Source organism: Mycobacterium sp. MOTT36Y (genome assembly GCF_000262165.1).
GTDB lineage: Bacteria > Actinomycetota > Actinomycetes > Mycobacteriales > Mycobacteriaceae > Mycobacterium > Mycobacterium intracellulare.
This window is the reverse complement of sequence record NC_017904.1, coordinates 1771303-1792388: the sequence shown is the minus strand read 5'-3', so window position 1 is coordinate 1792388 and position 21086 is coordinate 1771303. Positions and strand designations below refer to the sequence as shown.

21 protein-coding genes are annotated in these 21086 nt (G+C 63.8%); 4 read left to right on the top strand and 17 right to left on the bottom strand.

The features are described from left to right. The first annotated feature begins 7 nt into the window (after nucleotides 1–7). Together W7S_RS08425 and W7S_RS08420 are read left to right on the top strand one after the other, a co-directional pair. Nucleotides 8–472: an SRPBCC family protein gene (locus W7S_RS08425; protein ID WP_014711241.1), complete on the top strand. Its 465-nt coding sequence runs from the start codon at nucleotides 8–10 to the stop codon at nucleotides 470–472. Next, nucleotides 469–1254 carry an SDR family NAD(P)-dependent oxidoreductase gene (locus tag W7S_RS08420; RefSeq protein WP_014711240.1) on the top strand — a complete coding sequence of 262 codons (786 nt, stop codon included), beginning with the start codon at nucleotides 469–471 and terminating at the stop codon, nucleotides 1252–1254. Before W7S_RS08425 ends, W7S_RS08420 begins: the two co-directional genes overlap by 4 nt. A gap of 25 nt (nucleotides 1255–1279) precedes the next feature. On the opposite strand, the gene W7S_RS08415 is transcribed toward W7S_RS08420, so the two are convergent. Further along, the gene (locus W7S_RS08415) at nucleotides 1280–2608 is read right to left on the bottom strand and encodes an FAD-dependent oxidoreductase (RefSeq protein WP_014711239.1); all 1329 of its coding nucleotides are present in this window, start codon (nucleotides 2606–2608) and stop codon (nucleotides 1280–1282) included. Between the two features lie 71 nt (nucleotides 2609–2679). Here W7S_RS08415 and W7S_RS08410 point away from each other — a divergent pair, with 71 nt between their 5' ends. Continuing rightward, nucleotides 2680–3267 carry a TetR/AcrR family transcriptional regulator gene (locus W7S_RS08410; RefSeq protein ID WP_014711238.1) on the top strand — a complete coding sequence of 196 codons (588 nt, stop codon included), beginning with the start codon at nucleotides 2680–2682 and terminating at the stop codon, nucleotides 3265–3267. Here the strand turns inward: W7S_RS08410 and W7S_RS08405 are convergent. From W7S_RS08405 to W7S_RS08390, 4 genes are all read right to left on the bottom strand, one after another. Next, nucleotides 3260–4093: a mycofactocin-coupled SDR family oxidoreductase gene (locus W7S_RS08405; RefSeq protein WP_014711237.1), complete on the bottom strand. Its 834-nt coding sequence runs from the start codon at nucleotides 4091–4093 to the stop codon at nucleotides 3260–3262. The genes W7S_RS08410 and W7S_RS08405 overlap by 8 nt on opposite strands. A 53-nt stretch (nucleotides 4094–4146) precedes the next feature. After that, a complete protein-coding gene (locus W7S_RS08400; RefSeq protein ID WP_014711236.1) occupies nucleotides 4147–5340 on the bottom strand; it encodes a cytochrome P450 in 1194 nt (397 codons plus the stop codon). A 143-nt stretch (nucleotides 5341–5483) separates the two neighbouring features. After that, nucleotides 5484–6584, bottom strand: coding sequence for a homogentisate 1,2-dioxygenase (locus tag W7S_RS08395; protein WP_238535832.1), 1101 nt, complete (start codon nucleotides 6582–6584; stop codon nucleotides 5484–5486). A 47-nt stretch (nucleotides 6585–6631) separates the two neighbouring features. Beyond that, on the bottom strand, nucleotides 6632–7189 hold the full coding sequence (locus W7S_RS08390; RefSeq protein WP_041297807.1) for a MarR family winged helix-turn-helix transcriptional regulator: 558 nt from the start codon (nucleotides 7187–7189) through the stop codon (nucleotides 6632–6634). A 111-nt stretch (nucleotides 7190–7300) separates the two neighbouring features. Between W7S_RS08390 and W7S_RS08385 the strand changes: the two genes are divergently transcribed. Continuing rightward, a complete protein-coding gene (locus W7S_RS08385; RefSeq protein ID WP_014711233.1) occupies nucleotides 7301–8416 on the top strand; it encodes a CaiB/BaiF CoA-transferase family protein in 1116 nt (371 codons plus the stop codon). 10 nt (nucleotides 8417–8426) lie between these two features. Here the strand turns inward: W7S_RS08385 and W7S_RS08380 are convergent, their stop codons facing one another. The 12 genes from W7S_RS08380 to W7S_RS08325 form a co-directional block, all read right to left on the bottom strand. Continuing rightward, nucleotides 8427–8615 carry a ferredoxin gene (locus W7S_RS08380; protein ID WP_255348942.1) on the bottom strand — a complete coding sequence of 63 codons (189 nt, stop codon included), beginning with the start codon at nucleotides 8613–8615 and terminating at the stop codon, nucleotides 8427–8429. Nucleotides 8616–8637: 22 nt separating this feature from the next. Further along, a complete protein-coding gene (locus W7S_RS08375) occupies nucleotides 8638–10197 on the bottom strand; it encodes an aldehyde dehydrogenase family protein (RefSeq protein WP_014711231.1) in 1560 nt (519 codons plus the stop codon). Nucleotides 10198–10344: 147 nt separating this feature from the next. After that, the gene (locus tag W7S_RS08370; RefSeq protein WP_014711230.1) at nucleotides 10345–11214 is read right to left on the bottom strand and encodes a MaoC family dehydratase N-terminal domain-containing protein; all 870 of its coding nucleotides are present in this window, start codon (nucleotides 11212–11214) and stop codon (nucleotides 10345–10347) included. Between the two features lie 61 nt (nucleotides 11215–11275). After that, the gene (locus tag W7S_RS08365; protein ID WP_014711229.1) at nucleotides 11276–12892 is read right to left on the bottom strand and encodes an FAD-dependent oxidoreductase; all 1617 of its coding nucleotides are present in this window, start codon (nucleotides 12890–12892) and stop codon (nucleotides 11276–11278) included. A gap of 12 nt (nucleotides 12893–12904) precedes the next feature. Further along, a complete protein-coding gene (locus W7S_RS08360) occupies nucleotides 12905–13096 on the bottom strand; it encodes a ferredoxin (protein ID WP_007170544.1) in 192 nt (63 codons plus the stop codon). Then, complete coding sequence (locus W7S_RS08355; protein ID WP_014711228.1) at nucleotides 13096–14481, bottom strand: aldehyde dehydrogenase family protein; 1386 nt, start codon at nucleotides 14479–14481, stop codon at nucleotides 13096–13098. The genes W7S_RS08360 and W7S_RS08355 overlap by 1 nt, the downstream gene beginning before the upstream one ends. A gap of 39 nt (nucleotides 14482–14520) precedes the next feature. Beyond that, nucleotides 14521–15312 carry a coniferyl-alcohol dehydrogenase gene (locus W7S_RS08350; protein WP_014711227.1) on the bottom strand — a complete coding sequence of 264 codons (792 nt, stop codon included), beginning with the start codon at nucleotides 15310–15312 and terminating at the stop codon, nucleotides 14521–14523. A 7-nt stretch (nucleotides 15313–15319) separates the two neighbouring features. Continuing rightward, nucleotides 15320–16585: a cytochrome P450 gene (locus tag W7S_RS08345; protein WP_014711226.1), complete on the bottom strand. Its 1266-nt coding sequence runs from the start codon at nucleotides 16583–16585 to the stop codon at nucleotides 15320–15322. Then, on the bottom strand, nucleotides 16582–18120 hold the full coding sequence (locus tag W7S_RS08340) for an acyl-CoA synthetase (RefSeq protein ID WP_081490081.1): 1539 nt from the start codon (nucleotides 18118–18120) through the stop codon (nucleotides 16582–16584). The genes W7S_RS08345 and W7S_RS08340 overlap by 4 nt, the downstream gene beginning before the upstream one ends. Nucleotides 18121–18124: 4 nt before the next feature. Then, nucleotides 18125–18529, bottom strand: a complete 405-nt coding sequence (locus W7S_RS08335; protein ID WP_014711224.1) for an SCP2 sterol-binding domain-containing protein — start codon at nucleotides 18527–18529, stop codon at nucleotides 18125–18127. Between the two features lie 186 nt (nucleotides 18530–18715). Next, nucleotides 18716–19786, bottom strand: coding sequence for an ABC transporter ATP-binding protein (locus W7S_RS08330; RefSeq protein ID WP_014711223.1), 1071 nt, complete (start codon nucleotides 19784–19786; stop codon nucleotides 18716–18718). Between the two features lie 175 nt (nucleotides 19787–19961). Continuing rightward, nucleotides 19962–21080 (bottom strand): phosphotransferase family protein, encoded by a 1119-nt coding sequence (locus tag W7S_RS08325; protein ID WP_014711222.1) that lies wholly within the window; start codon nucleotides 21078–21080, stop codon nucleotides 19962–19964. Nucleotides 21081–21086 lie beyond the last annotated feature (6 nt).

Here is a 21086-nt window from a genome sequence, read left to right as displayed (position 1 = left end):
GGGTTGCATGAGCCTTGCCTACGTCAGCACCATCATCGAAAGCGACGTCGACACCGTGTGGTCGGTGATCGGCGACTTCCACGGGTTGCCCGCCTGGGTCACGATGGTTCGGTCCAGCACGCCCGAGAACGGTGCCGGACCGGGCGCGGTGGGTTCGGTGCGCAACCTCACGCTGGAGCCCGGCGGCGGCACCGCCCGCGAACGGCTGGTGCGCTATGACGCACCCGCCCGCAGCTATTCCTACGACTTCGCCGAAGAGATACCTTTTCCGGTGTCTACCTACCGCGGCACCATCCGCGTGCTGCCAGTGACCGACTCGAACACCACATTTCTCGAGTGGTACGGCGAGTTCGACTGCGAGCCAGCTGCTCTCGAGACGATGACCGCGACCTTCCGGGCGATCTACTCGCAATTCATCGAAGATCTGCGCCAATACCTCAAAGGCCGCGATTTGAGCGTCCACCAAGCATGAGCGGCGAGCTCGACGGCCGGGTCGCGCTTGTCACCGGCGCCGCGTCCGGGATCGGCGCGGCCAGCGCGCAGGCGCTGGCCGAGGCGGGAGCGGCAATCGCGGTCACCGACATCAACATCGACTCCGCCGAAGCCGTTGCCGCAGCGATCGAGCGAACGGGTGGGCGGGCCCTCGCGCTGCGGCTCGATGTGGCCGACGAAGAACACTGGGCCGCCGCGATGCCGGTCGTGCGCGCCCGGTTGGGGCCCGTCACGGTCTTGCACAGCAACGCCGCCGATGTCTCGATCTTCGACCGCGACAACGACTTACTCACGTTGGAGGTCGCGACGTGGGACCGCGCATTCGCCGTTGCGGCCCGCGGATCGATGCTCAGTGCCAAACACACCCTGCCGGACATGATCGAAGCCGGCCGGGGCAGCATCATCTACACCTCGTCGGTCAAAGGGCGCTCGGGCTCCACCCGCCAGGTCGCGTACTCGTCGGCGAAGGGCGCCATTGAGTCACTGACGCGCATCATCGCGACGACATACGGTCCGTCAGGTGTGCGTTGCAATGCGATCGCGCCGGGCGTTGTCGATACGCCGGCTGCGCGCGCGAACGTCTCTGACGAACTGCGCCGGCTGATCATCGAGGGCCAGGTAGTGGGTCGGCTCGCCGAACCGGCGGATATCGCCCGCGTCGCGGTCTTCCTTGCCTCCGACGCCTCCGCGATGATCACGGGTCAGGTTCTTGTTGTCGACGGCGGGATGACCGGACACATTCCGGCGCTGTCGTCACGGTGACACGACCGGCCACTGGGTGCCGGAGTCAGGCGCGGGTGACGCTTTGCGCCGAGGGCGACATCGCGGCCCGGATTCGCTCGGTCACCAAGCGTGCGGATTGCACGCAGCCGCTCTGGCCTGCCGTGGCCCACTCACGCACGCCGTCCCCGACGTTGAAAAGGTTTGCAATCGGGGTCGTTTGCGGCAGATCGCGGCCGGCGATGGCTCGCTGTGCGGGCCAGTCCTCCCCTGCGCAAATCTCGACCGACAAGATGCGGGCGGAGCCGAAGCCCGGGAAGTGTTCGTGCAGATCCGCTTTCAGCAACGCGACCTCGTGGTCGACGTCGAAATCGCCGGTCGCGGGGTGCGGCGTGGAGGCCGCCGCGTACAGGTTCCATCCTGCGGGCGCCATCTCCGGACATGTCGCGGTGAGATTGGCGGCGTAGGCCAGCCGGCGGGTAGGGCCGAAGAACACCAGGCCGGTGACCGAGCCCAACGGCTGCTCGCTGGCGAAATTCACGGTGATCAGGGTGCTCGGATTCGACTGTGCCCGAACATGTTCGCCGTAACCACCGGGCAGGTTGGCGTCGCCGCACATGCGTACCGTCGCAACCGGTCCGGCGTTGCTGACCACCACGCGGGCGCTGACGTGGACCGTCCCGTCGGGCCGGCGGATCGTGGCACCGTCGACCCGACCCGAATCGTCGAATGTCAACGCGACGGCCTGGCTGTTAAGCCAGAGCGTGCCGCCGCTGTGCTCGAAGTGATCTGCCAGCTGCCGCCACGGTCCGATGCTGCCCTCCGGATGCATGGCATAAGTGTCGAGCGCCTTGGGCTTGGTGAGGTAGTCGAAGAATACGGCTGCCTCGACATCGCTGGGTTCGGCGGCGAACATCGCGCTGGTGAGGTTGCGAACCAACCCATGGACGAACGCCCCGGCCCGCATGCGGGACAGCCACTGCGCGGTGCTGATACCGCGTTGCGGACGCATCCGTGGCGCGCGGCGAGCGACGGCGCCGACCAGCGCGAGCAGCGCGCGAAAAATCAGGCCCGTCAGCCCGCTCATCATCGGCACATTCCAGCGGCCCAGCCGCAGCACCAGGGGCCGTTTGGGCGTCCGCGCGTTGATGGTGAGGCCGAGATCCTTGAACAGCTTGGCGTTTTCACCACCGAGCTCGATGATCAAGGCACCGGTGTTGACCCGGAATCCGTCGACATCAATGGTGGAAGCCCGCCCGCCGACACGGTCGTATCTTTCCACCAGCAGGGTCGTGAAGCCGCTGGCGTTCAGCCGGGCCGCGGCGGCCATTCCGCCGGCCCCGGCGCCGATCACTATCGCGTCGTAGGTCGCCAGGCTCTCTGCGTGATTGGTCATCACTGCCTCCCGCACGTCGTAAAGTTGCTGGGATGACTCAACCTGGCGCTCGCCGCGGACCCGGCCGTCCGTTGGGCGCCGACGGAGCCGAAACCCGGCTCAAGATTCTGCACAGTGCCCGAGATGTGTTCAGCACCATAGGATTCGACCGTGCCAGCCTTCGACAGATCGCCGAGGAAGCCGGCTTCACCCGCAACGCAATCGCCAACTATTACCCGAGCAAGATCGAGTTGTACCGGGCCGCTTTGGCATCCGTGCATGAGGTGGTGATCTCGGAGATCCTCGGCCCGGCGCTCTGCCAGACCGGTTCGATCGACCGCCGGATCGTGGCGGTCTTCGACCGTGCGGTGGCGACCATCCGGATTGACCAGACCTTCGTGCGCTTCTTCGTCACGTCGACGGCCGACGCGATCCATCACCCGGACCTGCGGGACCAGGCCATGCAGCCTCTGGTCGCGGTACGCGAGCACTTTGCTGCGGCACTGGCAGCGGCGCAACGCGACGGCGAAGTCGACGCCGACATCGACACCGAAGCCACCACGCAGGTCCTGGTCGACCTGCTGTGGGGACTTGCCGTCGACGCCGGTTTTTACTCTGACCAACACCGGACCCGTCGAACACTGGAGGCGCTCGAGCGGATCGTCGTGGCACTCACTTGATGGAGGCACCGGCGTCGATCGGCAGCGACACCCCCGTGATGTAGCGAGCTTCATCGCTGGCCAAGAACAGCACCGCATTGGTGACGTCGATACTTTCGATCCACGGAATGGCCAGTGCGTTCATCTCGGTAGCCGGTACCGCGAACTTCTCCCGGGTGGGATTCGGGTCATCGGGGAGGAACACGCGGTATGTCGGCTCATTCTGGATCATGTCAGTGTCGACATTGGTCGGGTGGACGCTGTTGACCCGAATGTTGAACGGCGCCAACTCAAGTGCCAGTGTCTTCATCAGCCCAACGACGCCGTGCTTGGCCGAGACATAGTGCGCTAGTCCGGGTTGGGCGATCAGGCCGGCGATGCTACTGGTCAGCACGATGGATCCACCGTTTCCGGCAGCGATCATGTGTGGAATGGCCGCCTTGGTGGTCCGCCACGATCCGCTGAGATTGATGTCGATCATCTCTGTCCAGGTCTGCTCCGTCAGTTCAAATGATGGACCGATAGAGAGGATGCCGGCGTTGGCGGACACGATGTCCAGACGGCCGAGTTCGCTCACCCCCTCGCTGACTGCCGCTGTCAATGCCTCGCCGTCGCGAACGTCGACCTGGCGAGCGACCACGCGTCGGCCTCGAGCTTTGATTTCGCGCGCGGTCTCGTCCAGATCGGCAGGAGTGGCCAACGGGTAGGGCGCAGACTCAACCTGGGCGGCGATGTCGAGCGCGATGATGTCGGCGCCCTCGTCGGCCAACCGCAGGGCGTGGCTGCGCCCCTGCCCGCGAGCGGCGCCGGTGATCAGTGCGACCTTGCCCTCGACGCGTCCGGTCATAGGGTTCTCCTCGTTGAAAGATGTTGTGGGAAAAAGGGATCGACAGCGAGTGTCTAGACCTTGTCGAAAATCAGCGGAACACGGTCCGGGTAGTTGGCGATTCCGGGCACCCACTTCAGGTCGGCCGAGTCTGCGTCCAGCCGGAAGTTGGTGACGCGGGCGAGCAATTCCTCGAACGCGATGGCGATTTCCACCCGGGCCAGGTGCATGCCGATGCAACGGTGGATTCCGAGGCCGAAACCGGCGTTGCCACCGCGGGGCGGATCGAACTGCAACTGGTCGGCATTGGGGAACTTGGCGTCGTCACGGTTGGCCGAATCGAACCGGATGAGCAGGCGCTCGCCCTTTTTGACCGGGCACCCGGCGATCTCGGTGTCCTTCATGACGGTGCGGCCGAACGTCCCCACCGGCGACGTCAGGCGGATGAACTCGTCCATGTCGTTGCGCACCCAACGGGGGTCTCGGACCCGTTGCTCGAGTTCGGGATTGAGCGCCATGTACATCGCGATGGCGCCGATCGCAGACCGGGTGGTGTCCAGCCCACCGAGGAACAACACCGAGATCGCACCGAGTGCCTGCTCGTTGGTCAACCGCTCGCCATTGATAGTCCCGGTCGCCAGCGCCCGCAGGATGCCGTCTTCTTCCGGCGGATTCTCGATCGCCGCAAACAAGTACTCCGCCGAAAGCATCCCGAGGTTCATGAACGACTCCTCGGTGCCGTCCTCGGTGACCCGGTACACGATCTCTTTTGCGCGTTCCATCTTGGACATGTCGTTCTCGTTGAACACCATCCGCGCCAAGATGCGGGAGACGAACGGGCTCGCAAACTCGCTGAGCAACTCGACCTTGCCGTTTTCGATGAATCCGTCAATCAGCTCATTGGCGGTTTTGCGCATCTCGTCGGCGTATGTCAGCGCGAACTTGCGGGTCAGGTATGGGCTGAGCAGCGCGCGGAAGCCGGTGTGCTCGGGCGGGTCGGAATCCAGCGGACCCAACCGCACCGGCGCGGGTGCCGGCGATCCGCCCACCGAGGAGAACGTCTCTGGATCCTCGAGCACTCGCCGGACATCTTCGTAGCGCGTGATCATCCACATCGGCCCGGTGAGCTCGGTCTCGGTTCGCACCACCGGACAGTGCTGCCGCGCGTAGGCGAACGCGTCGTACTTCCACTCGACGTGGTCGCGATCGAACGGATCGTAAGACTCCAGCAGCGCGGCGAGGTCGCGGTCAGTACGTGCAGAGGTCATCGCATAGCTCCCCAAAGGTCGACAGCTTCGTCACTACCGTCACCGTGGTCAAACACTGTTCGGTATTAATTGGCCACGATGCCATATGTCTTGCGTCACGTCTAGGCCAGGGGTGTGACGTGGCTCGTCAAGACGGCGAGAGGTCAGCCCTGCAGCACGGGGTCGAGCTTCAGTGGGCGCGAGGCCTCGACCATGATGATTTCCCACTCGATGCGCGGGTGCTGCTCCCACTCCCGCCGGGACTTGATCCGGGCCCGATCAGGGAAGCCGTGGTGGATGCCCTGCGGATCGTGACTGACCAGGCCGGCCTTCAACGGTCGACCGAGAGACTTGCCGCCGTGAATAAGCGCGATCTCGTCATAATCGGCGTTGCGGTGGAACCACGGGATGCGTTCGACACCCTGGACCGACTCGAACGGTCGTGGCAGCAGATTGATGATGTTGATGCCCTCTGCCACAAGGAAGCAATGCATCGACGGCGGGAGGTGCAGGCTGTCGGACATGATCACGTTCCAGTCGCGAATGTTGAATGCGAATGGGAAGTAGTCGCCCTTCCACCCCTCTACATCGCACGGGTGAGAGGCGGCGTAGATCGATGAATATTCGCCGTCGTACTTGACCCCGATCTCGTACTCATGCTGGTCGGATGTCACCGGCACCGGTTCGGGTACGCGCACGACATCTGGGTCGAATGGAGCGTGCCGGCCCAGGCCGACGTACGTCGGCGCCCGCAACTCGCCGACTGTTTCGATGCCGAACAGCGTGGTCTCACCGGGATCGACCACCCAACGATGGGTGACGGCCTTCGGGAGCACGACGTAGTCGCCCTGCTCGTAGCTGATCGGCCCGAATTCGGTCTCGACTGTCCCCGCGCCGCGGTGCACGAACCAGCATTCGTCGCCGTCGACGTTGCGCCGGTAGAAAGGCATCGGTTCGGACCGCCGGGATAGCCAGATCGTCGCGTCGGCGTTGTAGTACAGCCGCTGCGCTGCGCCCCGGGCGTCGGTGAGGTCGTCGGTCTTGATATCGGTCAATACCGCCGAGGTGGACTTGAAGCGGCCTTCGGTGCGAAAGACCGTCGGGTCGTTGGAGCGATACAGAACCGCTTCACGTCCGTCGAAGCCATGCCGGGTCAGTTCGTCGTCTTTGAGCAACGTCCCGTTTGAACTCGAGTCCGGCAGGTCGCGATGAGCCTGCCGGCTTGTCTTGCCCTTGCTGTGCTGGATCAGGGTTCGCATGTTCATGCCCTGCAGCATACGAATATGTCAAGGTTTTAACAATCGACATTTGGTTAGGGGGTCCGCCGATCCGCGACGGTGGCCAAAAGGCGGCTGAGCAAGCGCTGTTCGGACGCATCCAGGACCGAGAGCCACTGCCGCTCGCGGTCGGCCTGTTCGCGGATCGCATCGCGTAGCTCCGTCCGTCCTCGCTCGGTCAACTTCAGCCGGACCAGCCGCCGATCGTGGGTGTCTCTGGCGCGGTTCACCAGGCCGTCGCGCTCCAAAGGGTTCAGCGCACTCGAGATCGCTGCGCGCGATCCGCCCGACAGCCGCGCCACGTCGCGTTGCTCAACAGTGCCGAACACCCACAGCACGTTCATGATCCGAAAGCCCGCCCACGTCCACCCACGCCGCCGGTGCAAGACCTCGAAGTCCTGCGAGATTCGGGTGTGCAGCCGAGAGAGGTTGAACACCAACTCCGCGTGCTCGGAAGCGTCGGCACCGACCGCGCCTTCCGCACGCAATCGCTGCGTGAGCAGCGCTCGATACGCCTCGACGCTCGTCGGGTTGCTCGCGTGGGACTGCGCTCGGCTGCCCCGGGGATCGTCCGACTTCGTCCCAGGTCTCATCGGCGCGAACCTACGCGCCGTCGTCCGACCACACAACCAAACTTTGTTTGATACTTTGATGGCGTGACAGGCGATTCCCCGATTTCGACCGAAGCTCCCCCGCTGAGCGGAGTGCGGGTCCTCGACCTCAGCGCGCTCGGGCCGGGCCCGTTCTGTTCCATGCTGCTCGCGGACTTCGGCGCTGATGTCGTCACCGTCGAACGACCGGGCGTCCCGCTCCCCTTCGATCCGGCCGCGAATCTGTCCCGGGGCAAGCGCTCAGCGGCCATCGACCTGCGCGCGCCCCGCGGTGCCGAGGTGATCGCCCGACTTGCCGACCACGCCGACGTGCTGCTGGAGAGCAACCGTCCCGGCACCATGGAGCGGCGCGGGCTGGGCCCGGACGTACTGTGCGGGCGAAACCTCCGGCTGATCTATGCGAGGTTGACCGGATGGGGCCAGGATGGGCCATACAGCGACCGGGCCGGGCACGACATCAACTACACGGCGGTAGCCGGCAACCTCGGCACCATCGGCTCCGAAAAGCCTGTCACCCCCCTGGCCTACGTAGGTGACCTGGCAGGCGGGTCGCTGGTCACCGCCCTCGGAATCATGATGGCGCTCTTCGAACGGACCCGCACCGGCAAAGGGCAGGTGATCGACGGCGCCATCGTCGACGGCGCAGCCCTGCTTGCCGCGATCCACCTCGCTGAACTGAATAGCGGGCTGTGGTCCGGTCGCGGCAAGCACCTGTTGTCCGGCGGGGCGCCGTTCTACGGCGTTTACGAATGCGAAGACGGCCGATTTTTCGCCGTTGGCGCGATCGAACCCAAGTTCTACGCGCAATTCTTATCCGCGCTGGGCATCGAGGACATCGCCTTAGCCGCTCAACTGGATCCGACCGGCTGGGCGCAGCTACGGGAGCGGATCGCCGAGGCGTTCCGGTCCAAAGCCCGCTCGCACTGGTCGGCGGTGTTCGCTGACATCGATGGCTGCGGCGCGCCGGTGCTGGAACTGGACGAGTTGGCCGACGACCCGCACTTGCGGGCCCGCAACACGATCCTGGCAAGCGACGACGGGACAGTCACCGTGGCACCGGCGCCGCGGCTATCCCGCACCCCGGCACGCCTGCGACCGGCACCGGCCAGCCGGGGCGCCGACACGTCAGCGGTGCTCGGCGAGGCCGGCTTCACCGCAGACGAGATCCGCGAGCTGCAGGCGGACGGCACCATCACCACGACGGCTTGAAGACCAACACTCAGTCCGACAGCCGGATCGCATTCTCAGGGCAGCTGAAGACCGCTTCGTCGACGTCGGGCGATGACCCGGCCTCGTCGTCCAATACCTTGCCGAAGCCGTCGTCGTCCATGTCGAAATGGGTCGGGGCGATCAGCACGCAGCGACCATGACCCTGACATTTGCCGCTATCGATCGTTATTCGTGACACACCTATCTCCGCTCCTCAGAAATCATTTCGGTCCGCGCAGCCCAAGCCGACGACGCCAGTCGTGCGCTCCGGTGAGCCGGATCAGCCGCTTCTGCAGGCGACTCATCCGAGGCACGTAGGGATACCAGTGCGGCTCGGACTTGAGCCGGAACCGCTCGGAGACAATCGCCTGTTGCCGGCAGAATTTCAGCATTCCCGCGGCTCCCCCGTTGCGACCACCGACGCCAGAGGACTTCCAGCCGACCATCGGCAACGGGATCAGCATGGTGGCCGTCAGCGCGCTGTTGATGTTGACCGCGCCGGTCTCGAGTCGGCGCGCCACCCGGTCAGCGCGTTGCTCGTCGGCAGTCCAGACACTGGCCGCCAGCCCGTACGGCGAGTCATTGGCGAGGCGGATCGCCTCCTCATCGTCCTTGACCTTCATGACCGGCAGCGTCGGACCGAACGTCTCCTCGCGCATGCACAGCATCGAGTGATCGACCCCGGTCAGCACGGTCGGTTCGAAGAACAGACCCTGGTCTTTACGCCGGCCGCCGGTAACCGCGACCGCCCCGCGTTCGACGGCGTCACCGACGTGGCGCTCGACGATCTGCACCTGGCGTTCGTTGGCCATCGCACCGATCTCGGTGGTGTAGCTGCCGTCGGGATCCATGCCTTGCCGCAGGGCTCGGACCTTGGCCACCAGCTTGTTGACGAACTCGTCGTAAACCCGCTCCTGGACGTAGATTCGCTCGACGGACACGCAGATCTGGCCCGAATTCCACAGGCCGCCCCAGACTGCGCCGCTGGTCGCGCGGTCGATGTCAGCGTCGTCCAAGACGATCATGGCGTCTTTGCCGCCCAACTCCACGCTGTGCGGGATGAGGCGTTCGCCGGCACGAGCGGCGATCTTTCGCCCGGTCGCGATCGATCCGGTGAACTGGATCATGTCGACTTCGTCGAGCACCGCGGTTCCGGCGGCTCCACGACCGGTGACACACGCGATCACAGGGGGAGCGCCGAGTTCCTCGATCCAGCCGCGAGTGACCTCTGACCAGGTCAACGGTGTCACCTCGGACGGCTTGAAGAGCACCGCGGCCCCGGCCATCAGTGCCGGGATGCCGTCGACGATCGGAGTCGCCAGCGGACCATTCCACGGAGTGATGATGCCAACGAGTGGGTGTGGCCGGATGAACACCCGAAGGTTCTTCGTCAACGACACCGGGCCGTCACGCTTCACCGCCCGATCCGCGAGGAAGTCGGCCGCGTGCTTGGTGAAGTAGTTGATCGTGTCGATGGCCACCGCGATCTCCATCGCCGCATCGCCCCACGACTTGCCGGTTTCCTCCTGCATGATGCCGACCAGCCGGTCTTCGTTGTCCAATATCCAGTCGAGGAATCGGAGCAGATGCTTCTTGCGGCCGTGCGGCCCGAGCTCCTCCCACGCCGGCTGGGCGGCGCGCAGCCGGGCGGCCACCTCGTGCACCTCGGCTGCCGACATCTCGGGAACGCTGCCGACGATTCGTCCATCCGCCGGACAGCGCACCACGATCCGGGCCGCTGCCGTGTCCGGATCCCCGACCTGTCGTGCGGTTGCCGTCATCGTGGACTGTCCTTTCCTCGCGAAACCGTCGCGCGCAGCACCATCACCGGCTCCGAAGAATACCTAACGCTGTTTGGTGGCTGATGGCCAGCATGACATATGTCGCGCGCAACGTCGAGAGCGTCGGACGCAGGATGCCCAGCAACTTCAGCGCAATTCAATGTCAACGGTGGCGTGGTCGCGGCCGTCGTCGCCGGTCGCCGACAGGGCGACAGACGTGCTGTCCGACGCCAACCGCTTCAGCCGCGCGGATTGCCCGCAGAACAGCGGCGCGACATTCCGGTGGCGCAGGCGGTGCACACCGGCGTCCGGCGTTTCCAACCGCACGATCTCGGCAAGCGCTAACGTCACGAGCGGCCCGTGCACCACCAGCCCCGGATATCCCTCGACACGGGTCGCGTACGGCCAGTCGTAGTGAATGCGATGGGCATTGGCGGTTGCGGCGCTGAATCGCATCAGCAACGACGGATCCGTTTCGAACTCCCACTCCCACTCGCCGGTGCGCCGCAGTGGCGACGGTGTCGGAGGCGTGATGGCGGCGTCAGCGGGATCGGAACCGCCGGAGGTCTGCGACGCCGCCTCCCGGAAGATCAGGTTCTGACGCTCAACGACGGCCAGGTCGGAATGGTCGTTGTACAAGTGCGTCGTCACCCGCACGATGACCAGAGAGCCGGACCGGCCGGTCTTCTCCTCAACGCCATCCACCCACGACTCGCGTCGTATGACGCGACCGACGGTGAGCGCAGCGTGAAAGTCGATCTCACCACCGGCGAACATCCGCCGTGGCAGGTCGATCGGCGGCAGGAACCTACCGCGTCGCGGATGGCCGTCGGACGACAGCGCAGAGGATGAACACCACTGCGGTAGCGCGACCCAGTGCCAGAGCGGCGGCAAGTCGTCACCCGGTAACGGGGCCGGGTTGCTGTCGTCGAAGAGGGCCGACAGGGCCGCCACACGACCAGCGTCCACGACCACGTCCTCGCAGACGGTGTGCGGCTCCCATCGCGGGTCAATCACTAATGCACTATGGCTCATAGTCTTTCGCTACTTGTGTTGGGGCGGTGATCTGCAAGCGAAATTAGCAGGCCGCGTCGCTCGAGTTGGCGGCGCTGAGCAGTTCGGCAATGTCAACGAATTTCACGCGTGGCCGCGAAGTTTCGCGACCCCGTTCGCGTTCGGCGGCGTCGATGGCACGCCAACCCTGCCAGTCGACGGGCTCGGCTCCTCGTTCCGCGAGCAGATCGGCCATGGCGTCCCGGTCTGCGACCTCACGATCCAGCAAGCCCGAATCGTAGTCCTCCCAGAGCTTTTGGACCGTCTGCTCGGCACAGCTCCGATTGGTCCCGATCACGCCGCGCGGACCACGCTTGATCCATCCTGTGACATATACGCCGGGGACGTGCTGGCCGTCCTCGCGAAGTACTCTGCCGTGTTCGTTGGATACTACGCCGTTCGCGTCGTCGAAGGGCACACCGTCGATCGGCACACCCCGCTGTCCGATCGAACGCAGGATCAACCGGCTCTCGATCACTTCGCTTTCCCCGCCTACATGCACCACGCGAAGACTCTCGGCATGCTCTTCGCCACCCACCTCCACGGGTGAGACCATGAAACGGAACACGATCCGCTTGTTCTGCGGCTGCGTCGGCCGTTGAGTGAACTCGCGCGCGATCTCCAACTTCATTCGTGTCTCGACGTCGTCGTCGTCGTGCGCGTCCAGTTCGTCGCTGTCAACGATGACATCGACCCCCGGCAGATGGCCCAGCGCCAGAAACTCGCCGACCGAGAAGGCGGCCTCCCTTAGCCCTCGGCGCGCCAAGATGACCACTTCGTCAATTGCGCTGTCCGACAACTTATCCAACGCATGCTGTGCAATGTCGGTCTTCGCGAGATCCTCCGGCGCCATCAGCAAGATCCGGGCCACGTCCAGTGCGACATTGCCGTTGCCGATGATCACCGCCCGCTCTGCAGACAGGTCGAACGTGGTGTCAGGGTGGTCGGGGTGCCCGTTGTACCAGCCGACGAAGTCCGCGGCGGCATAACTTCCGGGCAGCTTCTCCCCCGGGATCCCGAGGTCGCGGCCCTTCGGTGCCCCCACCGCGTAGATCACGGCATGATGGTGCGCCAGCAGATCTTCGTGCGTGATCGTCTCACCGACCTCGACGTTGAAGTGGCACTCGAAGCGCGGGCTCGCGAACGCGGGATCGAAGAGCTTGACCACCGCCTTGGTGTGCTGATGATCCGGCGCCACTCCGGTGCGCACGAGACCGAACGGCGTCGCAAGCCGATCGAACATATTTACTTCCACGCCGGCGACGCGGGTCAGCTCCGCTGCGGCGTAACAGGCTGCCGGTCCTGCCCCGACGATCGCGACCCGTAACGAGCCCCGCTCCACGGCGGGATGATCAGTACCGGCTCGCTGCGAATCCATCGCCAAGGGATGGTGTTCGAAGTAGCTGGAATTGATGTCTTTGAACCGCTCCAGCTCAGGCGGCAGCTCCTCCTCGTAGTAGATCGCGTCGATGGGACACGCGTCGACGCACGCGCCGCAGTCGATGCACGTGACCGGGTCGATATAGAGCATCTCGGTACCGGTGATTTCACCCGTCGCTCCCACCGGCCTGATGCAGTCCACCGGGCACACCGGCACGCAACTGGCGTCCTTGCAGCAACTTTGGGTGATGACGTAAGTCATTGCAGATGCTCCCTATTCATCGATAGACAGCGCGCCGGTCGGACAGTTGTTCACCGCCTCTTCGACTTCTGCCCTTTCGCCCTGCGCTGGTTCGGATTTGATGGCGTGCGCCTGGCCGTCGTCGCCGATCTCGAACACCGACGGTGCGGTGACCTCACACAACCCGATTCCTGAACACTTGGTGGTGTCAACCTTGACTTTCATCAGAACAATCTCCGCATGATGTTGAGGGCGAGTCGGCTGTAGGGCGGGTAGACCAGACGCGGATCGGGTTTCGCCGTTTTGGACAGCACCGCGCGGCGGTGGCTGAGCGTTTCGAAGCCCCATCTACCGTGGTAGGCGCCCATGCCGCTGGCGCCCACACCGCCAAACGGCAGCGACGGCACCAGACAATGCATAGCAACGTGATTGATCACCGCGCCGCCGGATGGGATGCGATCAACAAGGCCGCGGCTAGCGCGTCCGGAGCCAAAAACGTATAGCGCCAATGGTTTCGGTCGGCCGTTGACGAAGTCGACTGCTTGGTCGACTGACCTGTAGGTGATGATCGGCAGAAGCGGACCGAAGATCTCGTCGGCCATGACCGGGTCGCTGGGTGACGGATCAACGATGACGGTCGGTTCGATGCGCAGCGTGCTGCTGTCCCAATGGCCGCCGGCGGCCACTTCGCCTTCGGTGCTGCCGATCAGCGAGACCAGCCGGTCGAATTGACGCTGGTTGACTATCGGTACCCCCAGACCACCTTCGTCCGAACGAAAGTCGCGAAGGTTGCGGACGATCTTGCCGACGAGTTCGTTGGCGATGCTGTGATCGGCGAGCACGTAATCCGGCGCGATGCACGTCTGACCGGAGTTCAGCAGCTTGACCCATGCGATGCGACGGGCGGCGACATCGATATCGGCATCGGCCGTAACAATCACCGGGCTCTTGCCGCCCAGCTCCAGCGTGACCGGGGTGAGCGTTGGTGCCGCCGCGGCCATGATCTTCTTGCCGACTTCGGTTCCGCCGGTGAAAAGAGCGTGGTCGAAGCCCGCCGCCAGCAAGTCTTGGGTGACCGCGGCGTCACCTTCCACGACACGCACGGCCTCGGGGTCGACGTACTGGCTGAGCTGTCGCGCCAACAACGCCGATGTGGCAGGCGCGAGTTCGGACGGCTTGATCACGGCGCAGTTGCCGGCCGCCACCGCGGCGACCAGCGGCGCCAGACTCAGATACAGCGGATAGTTCCACGGACCGATGATCAGCACAGCGCCCAACGGGTCGTATTGCACCCATGCCCGGCCAGGCAACTGCGCCATCGGCAACGATTCCCGTCGCCGGCGCATCCACTTCTTCAGGTGCTTGCGCGCATAGACGGCCTCGCCCTTGGTCGAGGCGATATCGCCCAGCCAGGCCTCCGCAGGACTGCGGCCAAGGTCATCGGCCAAGGCCGCAGCGATCGCGGGCTCGCGCTCCTCGACGAACCGCTCGATGCCGCGTAGCTGTTCTAGTCGCCACTGCAAGCCCCGCGTTCGACCGCGGTCGAAAACTTTCCGAAGATCGGCGAGCACATTGGCGCCAGCGGTGATCTTCGGTGCCGAGATAGTCACACATTCTCCTGAGCGGTATAGGTTCTTCTTTGGGCGGTATCAGATTTCGGGCGCGGGGACTACGCCACTCGCGACCGCTCCGCTGATTCCGCCATCGACCGCGATAGCCTGACCGTTGACCCAGCGAGCGTCGTCGCCGGCCAGAAAAAGCACCACGTCGGCAACGTCGCCCGGATCGGCGTGACGCCCGAGCAGATTCTTCAATCCGTCAAGCGTGTCTTTGCCCATCGATTCTTCGAAGTCGACCAAGATCGGAGTCTCGACCGGTCCGGGCAACACCGCATTGATCCGAAAACCCATCTCTGCCACCGCCAAACCCATCGACATGGTGTAGACGGTGGAAACTTCCTTCGAGAAATTGTAGGCGTTACCCTGCTGCGGGTTGGCCTTGAACCAGGACGCGCCCTCCTCAAAGGTGTCGGTCGCCAACAGATCCCGGATCAGGTCGAGCCGTTGCGGCCAGCCGAACCCTGCCGTCGACGACACGATGGTGATCGCGGCGCCCGGCTTCAGTCGTTCGAAGAGCGACTCCGTCAAGTGACGAACCGCAAGGCTGTTGACGGCCAGCACCAGGTCGGCCGGCGCGGTTCCCGGTATACCGGCGATGTTCATCAAGCCGTCGAATTCTCCGTCGAGTTGCTCCACCGCCGTGTCGATGCTGTGGGGGTTCGCCAAATCGACTTCGATGTGTCGGGTCACCGGCGCTGTCGGTTGGTTGCGGTCCAGGCAGTGCACCTCCGCTCCTGCGGACAGCAAACGTTCTGCCACCGCGTGTCCGATGCCTGATGCGGCGCCGGTGACGACGTAGCGTTTCCCGGAAAAGTCGGCCATAGCTCTCCTAGTCGATCGTGTAGGGCAGGGATTTGACTGCGGTGATGAAGTTTCCGGTCAAATACTCGGGCTCGCCGACCCGCAGGCCCGGCGCCCGGAAGATCAGCTCGCGGAACATCGACTCCAGCTGCATCTTGGCCATGAACGCGCCCATACAGAAGTGCGGGCCGCCTCCGCCGAATGCGACATGCGGATTGGGTGAGCGGGTGATGTCGAATACGTTGGGGTTGTTGAACACTCGCTCGTCGCGGTTGGCCGAGGAATAGACCATCGTCACCCAGTCGCCCTCGCGGATGTGCTGGCCGTGCAGCTCGGTGTCCTGAGTGGCAGTGCGCCGGAACGTCATGACGGGGGTCGTCCAGCGGACGAACTCGTCCATCGCGACTTTGATCCGCCCGTCGAAATCCTGTTCCAGCAAGGCTTTCTGGTCGGGAAATTCCTGCAACGCAATTGTGGTGAAGGTGGTGGTGGTGCGCGTGGTGTCGTTGCCTGCCACCGAGAGCAGGACGAAGTAAGGCCCTAGTTCGTCGTCGGTGAGCTGCCGTCCATCGACCTCCGCTTGGACCAGGGAGGTCATCAAGTCATTCTGCGGATGCGCCCGGCGCTTCTCGGCGAGACCGATCCCGATATTGAGCAGCCCGACAAGGGAGTCGGTCAGCACTTCGCCGGGTTCACGACCGGCCGCGACGTCGGGATCGGCCCATGCCACCATGCCCTCTGCCAGGTGCGCCGCCTCGTCGCGCTCGTCCTCGGGCAGTCCGAGCATCTCGTAGATGGTCCACATCGGAAGGCGTTTGGCCACCTGTTGTACGAAGTCGCCTTCCTTCGCCTTGATCAGATCGCTGACAATCGATTCCGCCTGGTGCTCGATCTGTTGTTTGATCTTGGCGACCTGGCGGGGCGTGAAGACTGAACTCACCAGCCGTCGCAAGCTCGAATGCTTCGCCCCGTCCATACCCAGGAAGGACTGCGTTGCATCGAGCATCTCTTCGGGAACGGCCTCGAACGTAATGCCCTGCCCGGAGCAGAAGATCTCAGGGTTTTTGCTGACGTAGCTGACGTCCTCGTGGCGGGTCACGACCCAGACACCGTCGATTTCTGGCTCCATCATGGAACCTTCGATCGGCCGGTGCCAGCTCACCGGGCGTTCGTCGCGAAGGATCTTGAATGCCTTCTCGCGCTCGTCGAAGCTTTGCGCCCAGAATGCTTGTGACGAGATGTCTACCGGGTCGAAGGGCGGGCGGTCGGTTTTGGCTGGTGTCTCAGTAGTCATGCGGGTGCCTCCATATAGCGGTCTTTGAGACTTCTCTTGGCGAGCTTTCCGGTGGCTGTCCTGGGCAGCTCGTCGACGAAGTCGACGGAGCGGGGTGCTTTGAAATGCGCGATACGCTCCCGGACGTAGGCGATGATCTCGTCTGCCAATTCAGGAGATGGCGTTGCCTCAGTGCGTAATTGGACGACGGCTTTGACCTGTTCCCCCATCTCCGCATCGGGCACGCCGATGACCGCGACATCGAAGACCTTCGGGTGCAGCGTCAAGACGTTCTCGATCTCCTGCGGATAGATGTTCACTCCGCCGGAGATGATCACGAATGCCTTCCGATCGGTCAGAAACAGGTAGCCGTCGTCGTCGACGTAACCGATGTCGCCGACAGTGGTCCAGTTCTCGTGGGCCGGATGCCTCGACGAAGCGGTCTTTTCCGGATCGTTGTGATACTCGAAGGGCGCCACGTCGCGCTCGAAGTAGACGGCCCCGACCTCACCCGGGGGCAACTCACGGCCCTCCTCGTCGCAGATGTGCAGGACACCCAGCGCGGATTTGCCCACCGATCCACGCTTGTCTTTCCACTCCGCGGCGGTGATCACGGTGGTGCCGTGTTGCTCTGTCGCGCCATAGTATTCGACCAGCACAGGGCCCCACCAGTCGATCATGGCGTCTTTGACGTCTGGCGGACAGGGCGCTGCCGCGTGCACGGCCAGCCTCAGTGACGAGAGGTCGTAGCGGTTACGAACTTCCTCTGGCAACTGCAGCATGCGGACGAACATCGTCGGGACCATCTGACTGACTGTCACTCGATACTTCTCGATCGCGGCCAGTGCCTGTTCGGCGTTGAACCGCTCCATCAGAATTACGGTGCCGCCCAATGCCTGAACGCCGCCACACCACTTCAGCGGGGCGGTGTGGTAAATCGGTGCGGGCGAAAGGTATACGTCATCGCTGGTGATCTTGAAGGCCTGGGCCAGCAGCCCCACCAGCGGATCCCCGGGCTCGTCGACCTGGATCGGAAGAAGATGCGGCCTAATGCCTTTGGGCCGTCCGGTGGTTCCCGATGAATACAACATCTCCGAACCGCGCGGCTGGTCCGTGATCGTCGGGTTGGCGCTGGCCAGTAGGTCGTCGTAGGGCAGATAGCCGGCGATCGCATCGCCGAAGGAGTACCAATGTCGTACCCCTGAACCCCGATCACGCAGGTGATTGGCCAATTCCTGGACCCCGGCCGAGGCGAACACGACGCTCGCGCCGCTGTCATGCAGGATGTACGCCGCTTCCTCTGGAGCCAAGTGCCAATTGACAGCGGTGATGTACAGGCCAGAACGTAATGCGGCCCAATAGATCTCGAACGCCTCGGCCGCGTTGTCCGAGACCAGCGCAATGACGTCGCCTCTGCGTAGGCCCATTCCGTGCAACGCCGACGCGAGTCGGGCCGAATGGTCGTCGAGTACGCCGTACGTCAGTGTCCGGCCCGACTCAGCCATGATCACAGCCGGTCGGTCCGGGGCAGACTGCGCGTGTGTACCGGGGAACATCGGCCTAGACGAGCAGGTCGTCGCGACCGTCGTTCTTGAGCCGCTCGATGTAGCTCGGATACAGCTTCTTTCCGAGCGGGGCCAGCTTGAGCAGGCTCGCGACGTTGCCGTCGACTTTGATCTTCTTCTTGGCCATTGCCAGTGGCAGGTTGACCTTGCCCTGCCAGTACCCGTTGCCGGTCTCAGCCGTCATGGACATCGTGGCGTTCGGCGGCGCCCCGCCCTCGAGTCCTTCGCGCACGGATTTGTTCGCCATGTCGATGACCACAAGCGCCTCGGGATCGGTGAAGTCGAACGCCACCACGAGTCCGGTGGCAACCAGCTTCGGCCCGATTTCTTCATCCTGGAAGGCCGTCTCGAAAATCCCGCCGATGTATTTTGTGACCTCCGCCGAGTCCTTGAACCCCATTGTTTCGCGTCTCCTTAATCTCAGTTTATTTTAATTAAGATTCAAATTGTCGCCGAGTCAGGTTTCGTGCCACGAAGTATGCTCAGCACGGTCTATGACCCCCGTCACAGGGACCTTACCATAAGTCGACTTATGGTAAGGCGCTGCTCCTCGTCACCAACCCGACATCCACCCTTGCGGCCGGAATCAGGACCCTCGCAGGATCGGCATCGATGCGGTATCGACCTCGTCGTGCTGGTCGGCGTAACTGTCGTAGTTTTCAGCTGCGGCGTGCTTGCCGGCTTTCGCGAACGATTCGAGGATGGCCTCCTGGGCATCCTTGGGCAGCAGGTGCAGGTTCTCCCGAACCCGGGCCTGACGACGGGACACAGCTTTGCGCTCGGGCATGCCCGGAGTGCAGGTGATCTGTGGGGGCACGCCCTCTATCTCCTCGACACCACCGTCGTGGTGACCGGCCTCCATTTGGGCCTGCTCCTCGGCCATGGTGGCCTCGTCCTTTTCCTCGGACATGCCGATCGGCCCGATACGACGACCGTTGAGGAACTGCCGTACCACGGGCTCGTCGCTGGTCAGCAGCACTTCGCGAGGCCCGAACATGACCAGCTTGCGACGGAACAGCATGCCCATATTGTCGGGCACCGTGCGCGCGATGTTGATGTTGTGCGTCACGATCAAGATGGTCGCGTCGATCTGGGCGTTGATGTCGATCAGCAACTGCGACAGGTAAGCGGTACGGACCGGATCCAGACCCGAGTCGGGCTCGTCACACAGAATGATCTGCGGGTCCAACACCAGCGAGCGGGCCAGGCCGGCGCGCTTACGCATACCACCGGAGATCTCACCGGGGAACTTCTTCTCATCCCCGCCCAGACCGACGAGTTCCAGCTTCTCCATGACCACGTCACGGATCTCGCCTTCGTTCTTCTTGGTGTGCTCGCGCAATGGGAACGCGGTGTTGTCATACAGGTTCATCGACCCGAACAAAGCGCCGTCCTGGAACAGCACGCCGAACATAGTGCGGATGTCGTAGAGCTCCTTGGGCGAACACTCGGTGATGTCGGTGCCGTCGACCACGATCGAGCCGTGCTCCGGGCGCAGCAGACCGATCAACGACTTCAAGAACACCGACTTACCGGTACCCGACGGGCCCAGCAGCACGCTGACCTCGCCCTCCGGAATGTCCATCGTCACGTCTTCCCAAATTCGCTGAGCGCCGAACGACTTCGTCAGCCCCGTAACCGAAATACCGATACCCACGCCAACCCCTCCCGTTTCGACACTTGCTCATCGCCGGTTCGCTCGGCGCGCGAGCAAACCGCTCAAGCGTGTCCGCCGGGGCCAGCATAGCTTCGCTGCGTCGACGTGACAGCAGGATTTTTATCTTAAATAGAAAAACTTCGGGCTGGTGCATGACGCCCGCGATCGCGTCGCCTCACTGGCCACGATTGCCGATGAAGCTGATGCTGACCGCGTCTGGAGCGGTCAAACCGAGCAGCTTCGCGACCAGTTGGGTAGCCGGATTGCTCAGCGCCATCGTGGCATCCGGCGGCAGAAGTCCGGCACCGATCATCAGGTGCGCTGCCCGAACCATCAAGATCGCCAACCGGGTTCCGGCCAAGACCTCGTAATAATCCAGGTTTTGCAGCCGGTGACCTGTGATTTGCTCGTAGTACTCGACCGTTTCGGCGTGATCGGGAATGCCCTCAGGCAGCGGCAGGCCCACACCCTCGGTGTGATGGCGCTGGAGGAACAGCCACCAGCCAATTTCTTGCTCACGGCTGGCCAGGACGACCATCTCCCAGTCGAGCACCGCCGCGGCCGCCAGGCTGTCGGAGAAGATGATGTTGCCGACCCGTGCATCGCCCCAATTGAGCACCTTCTCTGTATCGGACTCAGGCCGGTTCTCGTCGAGCCATGCAAGGGCGGCTTCGATCGTCGGGTTCGGCTCGCCCTCGGCCGCCCAGTCGAATATCTTCCGCCAATAAGCCAGGCCGGCGTCGAGACCGCTGTGGTTCTCGGGTGCATCCAGGAACCCCAACCCGGCCCCGCGCCAGTCGACACCGTGAATGGCGGCCATCGTGTCGATGCCGTTATGCCACATCCGACGTCGCTGCTCAGGCGTCAGGTCGAGCACCCACCCGGCCGCCGTAAACGGTGGGTCGTCAGCCGGGATGCGTCCGTCGATGCGCTCCATCACCAGGAACGGCGAACCGAGAATGGACGGATCTTCTTCGTAGAAGTAGGCCTCGGGGACCGGTACCTTCGTGTGTTTGCCCAATGCCTTGATGACGGCCCACTCCTTGTGCAGGTCGTAATCCGGGAACACGCCGGGGCCGTCGGGCTGCACCCGGGCGACCATGCCTCTCGTTACTGCCGCACCGTCCTGCTGCCAGCACGCGGTGAACAGCACCGTTTCGTTCGACAACCCGCCGGCACCGGGCACCTGCAAGTCGGCGATCGTGATCTGCTGGGCCTCAGGTATTTTCGAGGACAGCCAGGAAGCCAGCTTGGCGGCTGCGACATCGGTGTCGATCACGTTCTTCAGTGCCATGAGATC

Coding starts and splice junctions, on each gene's coding strand:
- W7S_RS08325 (WP_014711222.1), bottom strand. CDS start 21,080: ATGGCACTGAAGAACGTGATCGACACCGATGTCGCAGCCGCCAAGCTG.
- W7S_RS08390 (WP_041297807.1), bottom strand. CDS start 7,189: ATGAGACCTGGGACGAAGTCGGACGATCCCCGGGGCAGCCGAGCGCAG.
- W7S_RS08395 (WP_238535832.1), bottom strand. CDS start 6,584: ATGAACATGCGAACCCTGATCCAGCACAGCAAGGGCAAGACAAGCCGG.
- W7S_RS08340 (WP_081490081.1), bottom strand. CDS start 18,120: ATGTTCCCCGGTACACACGCGCAGTCTGCCCCGGACCGACCGGCTGTG.
- W7S_RS08425 (WP_014711241.1), top strand. CDS start 8: ATGAGCCTTGCCTACGTCAGCACCATCATCGAAAGCGACGTCGACACC.
- W7S_RS08420 (WP_014711240.1), top strand. CDS start 469: ATGAGCGGCGAGCTCGACGGCCGGGTCGCGCTTGTCACCGGCGCCGCG.
- W7S_RS08400 (WP_014711236.1), bottom strand. CDS start 5,340: ATGACCTCTGCACGTACTGACCGCGACCTCGCCGCGCTGCTGGAGTCT.
- W7S_RS08360 (WP_007170544.1), bottom strand. CDS start 13,096: ATGAAAGTCAAGGTTGACACCACCAAGTGTTCAGGAATCGGGTTGTGT.
- W7S_RS08415 (WP_014711239.1), bottom strand. CDS start 2,608: ATGACCAATCACGCAGAGAGCCTGGCGACCTACGACGCGATAGTGATC.
- W7S_RS08365 (WP_014711229.1), bottom strand. CDS start 12,892: ATGACTTACGTCATCACCCAAAGTTGCTGCAAGGACGCCAGTTGCGTG.
- W7S_RS08405 (WP_014711237.1), bottom strand. CDS start 4,093: ATGACCGGACGCGTCGAGGGCAAGGTCGCACTGATCACCGGCGCCGCT.
- W7S_RS08345 (WP_014711226.1), bottom strand. CDS start 16,585: ATGACTACTGAGACACCAGCCAAAACCGACCGCCCGCCCTTCGACCCG.
- W7S_RS08350 (WP_014711227.1), bottom strand. CDS start 15,312: ATGGCCGACTTTTCCGGGAAACGCTACGTCGTCACCGGCGCCGCATCA.
- W7S_RS08375 (WP_014711231.1), bottom strand. CDS start 10,197: ATGACGGCAACCGCACGACAGGTCGGGGATCCGGACACGGCAGCGGCC.
- W7S_RS08335 (WP_014711224.1), bottom strand. CDS start 18,529: ATGGGGTTCAAGGACTCGGCGGAGGTCACAAAATACATCGGCGGGATT.